The sequence below is a fragment of the Planktotalea sp. genome (assembly GCF_049680325.1).
Lineage (GTDB): Bacteria > Pseudomonadota > Alphaproteobacteria > Rhodobacterales > Rhodobacteraceae > Planktotalea.
In genome coordinates this window covers 1-2874 of record NZ_JBAUHO010000342.1, presented here as the reverse complement: position 1 = coordinate 2874, position 2874 = coordinate 1, and the positions used below count along the sequence as shown (strand labels likewise).

The 2874-nt window shown below is 53.0% G+C and carries 4 protein-coding genes; 1 reads left to right on the top strand and 3 read right to left on the bottom strand.

The genetic code is table 11. The features are described from left to right. The first annotated feature begins 84 nt into the window (after positions 1–84). Complete coding sequence (locus tag WBC85_RS15120) at positions 85–555, top strand: cell wall hydrolase (RefSeq protein ID WP_424439075.1); 471 nt, start codon at positions 85–87, stop codon at positions 553–555. Positions 556–673: 118 nt separating this feature from the next. On the opposite strand, the gene rpmG is transcribed toward WBC85_RS15120, so the two are convergent. From rpmG to WBC85_RS15105, 3 genes are all read right to left on the bottom strand, one after another. After that, on the bottom strand, positions 674–841 hold the full coding sequence (gene rpmG, locus WBC85_RS15115; RefSeq protein WP_007814563.1) for a 50S ribosomal protein L33: 168 nt from the start codon (positions 839–841) through the stop codon (positions 674–676). Between the two features lie 428 nt (positions 842–1269). Continuing rightward, complete coding sequence (locus WBC85_RS15110) at positions 1270–2583, bottom strand: ferredoxin reductase family protein (RefSeq protein WP_424439066.1); 1314 nt, start codon at positions 2581–2583, stop codon at positions 1270–1272. Continuing rightward, positions 2580–2874: helix-turn-helix transcriptional regulator (locus WBC85_RS15105; RefSeq protein WP_424439063.1), on the bottom strand; the 295-nt coding region annotated here is incomplete at its 5' end. The genes WBC85_RS15110 and WBC85_RS15105, both read right to left, overlap by 4 nt.

Below are 2874 nucleotides of genomic sequence, written 5' to 3'. Positions count from 1 at the left end.
CAAAATCGGTTCATAAGGGGTACGCGCGTGCCAAATCATTCCCGCATCCGCATCACCGCACTCGCGCTTGGCGCCCTTCTTGTATTGACGAACTGCGCAAAGCGAGCCCCCGAACCAACAGCGGCCTCTGTACCTGCAAGCGAGCTGGAATGCATGCAGCGCGCAATGTATTTTGAATCCAACCGCTCCAGCCGCGACGGGATGATTGCCGTGGGTAGCGTGGTGATGAACCGCGTAGAATCAAGCGCCTACCCCAACACCATTTGCGGCGTGGTCGGTCAAAAGAACCAGTTTGCACCCGGCGTGATGACCAAAGCGATGCAGCTCAACACCGCCCCGCTTATCCCGGGCGCTGCAAAAGCCGTCGCCCAAGGCGAACGCCATCCCCGCATTGGCGCAGCCAAGTTCTTTCACGCCGCATGGTACAAGGCGGATTTCAACAATATGCACTACGTTGTGACGACTGGTGGCAATGCGTTTTATGAAAAGCGAAAGCCGAACAGAGTGACCAATCCCAGACCTGTAAAAGCCACTGAAGGGCTTACAGGCGGGTAAAGTCGCGCGCAAAACAGGTTTAGGACCACTTCAGGAGCAGTTATTCCCCCCGCTCCCAAACACAAAAAACCGCCCCGGAAGGAGCGGCTTTTTTAATACGTCAAAAACGAAATCAAGCTTACTTGATTTTGCCTTCTTTGTACTCGACGTGCTTGCGCACAACTGGGTCGTACTTACGAACAACCATTTTTTCGGTCATTGTACGTGCGTTTTTCTTTGTGACATAGAAGTGGCCTGTACCCGCGGTCGAGTTCAGGCGGATCTTGATCGTGGTTGGCTTCGCCATGGGTCATCTCCTGCTTCGAATAGCATATGCCATTCGGGAATTCTCTAATCAGTGCCTTCTATCGCTCAGCGCGCCCGAGTCAACAGGCATTTGGGTGCGGCATAGATGAATCCGACCTGTTCTGCGCCTAATTGCTTCAATCGCCATTTCCATGCGCGTTTCGCGTGACGGCTGGGAACAAGATTGTCGTGCGACATTTCAATATTGTATGGAGCATCAATGTCCGCTCCGAGCCCATTCCGTGAGTTCAGATTTCTTGCTGCGTGCGCTCGCAGCGTGGAAAATGCTGCGTCAGCGTAAAATTCGATGCTGCCGCGCAGAGGGGAAACCAGCCATTCGTGCAAAGTGCAGCAAAGATTAGAGGTCGAACTTACACAGTGCGGACTTTGCTGCCGTGCGTGGATTTGATATAAATGTCTGCTTTCGTTTTATGAGACGTTAACTGCCGCCTTTGACGCCCGTCGCTCCCAGACCCAAGTGGCGAGGCTCTTTAGCCCGATGCCCGTCCGAAACTCGAACTCCTCGAAATTAAAACGGCGGCTTGAGACGCCAAAGCGTCGTAGTCCAGTTTGCAATGCGCTCCTCAGTGACACTGGCCCGCAAAAGGAGACTTTCGATTGCGCTAAATCTCCCTTGACAGTTTCAGCAATGATGTCCGCTGAAAGACGTTCCCCTTCGGCTGATGCGATAAGGTGAAGCTGCAGGTTTGGTTTGGCCTGTGCCAAGACTTCCAGTTCAGATAGATGCGGCGCGCCTGCTTTCGATTTGACGCAATAAAACAGATCAACCGCCCCACCATTAGGATCAAGGGCTTCCGCCCATGCCAGAAACGGTGTGATCCCGATCCCGCCTGCGATCCACACCTCGGAGCCTTTTCCGGACAGACGGAACCTGCCAAAGGGGCCTTGGATGGAAACCGGCTGTCCGACCTTTACGAGGCCTTCAAGACGGGTCGTGAAGTCACCCAGAGCTTTTATGGTCACGCGCAGTGATCCATCGTCGTTGATTTTGGAAAAGCTGAATGGGTGTTTCTCGTCACTGCCAAGGCCTTTGAAACGCAACACGCCGAACTGACCAGGGGCTGCTTTCAGTCCTTTCTTGGTCGGCTCCATAGTGATCGCCAGTGCGCCGCCCGTTTTCTCAAGGTTGGCGACCGTGTAGCCATGGGACGGCCGGATGCGGTCGGGCAGCAACGTCCAAATATATGCGGCAAGGCCTGCAAGGCAAAATAGGCCGGTATAGAGGCCAGCAGGGTCGGTCATCGCAAAGGGTTTCATAATGAAAAAGAAATGAAACGTTGCGGCGGCAAACAAGGCTCCCATCCCTTTATGTGTCCACTTCCAAAGATGGTAGGGGATAAAGGTCGCCACTGAGATCACCACAAGGATCAAAAGGCCATAAAGGCTGAGTTCGCCCAATGTCTCGGCAAGCTCATTGAGCGCAGTTTCTCGCCCCAACCCGTCCATCTCGGCATCAATCGTGTCATGCAGAAGAACAGCGACCATCGCCACGATACCTGCCCATTTGTGCAGAACGTAAATGCGGTCCAGCCCGCCAAAAACAGCCTCTGCGCCGGGAAGTCGTGTCGCTAGGACTTGTCCCCAAGCCATTAAGATCAACGCCGCCAATCCCAAATACTGTGAAAACAGAGCAATCTGATCAGCGACATTCGGAAGAGAGAACAGTTGATATGCGGGAAAGAGAGTCGTTGCGACAATCAATAATAGTCCGACAGGGTTCATGTTAGGTCCTCACTTGGCCGCTTGCTGTGCGGTTTTATCAAATCATGTGACATTAGATCGTCAAGAAATACGCTTAACAACTGCAAGCGACCTGCGACATCTGCCTTTTTGTAGACGGAGGCACATTGAGCTTTAATCGTACCTTGTTTAGTTTCGCGCAAGTTGGCGATTTCGGCGATTGAAAATCCTTTTATCGCCAATATCGCGACCTCTCGCTCTGCGGCGGTCAATGACCATGTGCTAAATCGCGTCTCCATCACTTCGTTGAACGCCCCAGAGGCAATCTTGATC